The sequence below is a fragment of the Flavobacterium sp. FlaQc-48 genome, from assembly GCF_044007335.1.
In the GTDB taxonomy this organism is placed as follows: domain Bacteria; phylum Bacteroidota; class Bacteroidia; order Flavobacteriales; family Flavobacteriaceae; genus Flavobacterium.
This window is the reverse complement of the sequence record NZ_JBIPCR010000052.1, coordinates 1-678: the sequence shown is the minus strand read 5'-3', so window position 1 is coordinate 678 and position 678 is coordinate 1. Positions and strand designations below refer to the sequence as shown.

Genomic DNA, 678 nt, shown 5'->3' with positions numbered 1-678 from the left:
ACGCGCCGGTTGCTCAGGATGAAAATACAAATTCAGTTATAGCATCTACAGCGGGAGCTACGGCTATCAAAGCTTTAACAGCTACCGATACTGACGGAACAGTAGTAAGTTATACGGTTTCTACTTTGCCTTCTCACGGAACTTTAGCCTTAGGCGGAGTTGCGGTAACAGCAGGTCAGGTTTTGACACCGGTACAAGCAGGAAACCTTACCTATGCGCCAAGTGGGACATTTACAGGAAACGATACTTTTACTTTTACGGCTACCGATAATTTAGGAGCGGTAGATGTTACTCCGGCTACGGTGACTATTCCTGTTGGGAATAACGCGCCGGTTGCTCAGGATGAAAATACAAATTCAGTTATAGCATCTACAGCAGCAGCTACGGCTATCAAAGCTTTAACAGCTACCGATACTGACGGAACAGTAGTAAGCTATACGGTTTCTACTTTACCGGCTCACGGAACTTTAGCCTTAGGCGGAGTTGCGGTAACAGCAGGACAGGTTTTGACACCGGTACAAGCAGGAAACCTTACCTATGCACCAAGTGGGACATTTACAGGAAACGATAGTTTTACCTTTACGGCTACCGATAATTTAGGAGCAGTAGATGTTACTCCGGCTACGGTGACTATTCCGGTAGGGAATAACGCGCCGGTTGCTCAGGATGAAAATACAA

The 678-nt window shown here is 46.3% G+C and carries 1 protein-coding gene; it reads left to right on the top strand.

Features of this window, described 5'->3' with window-relative positions; translation table 11 throughout:
* Positions 1-678: Ig-like domain-containing protein (locus ACHRWY_RS27540; RefSeq protein ID WP_395359223.1), on the top strand; the 678-nt coding region annotated here is incomplete at both ends.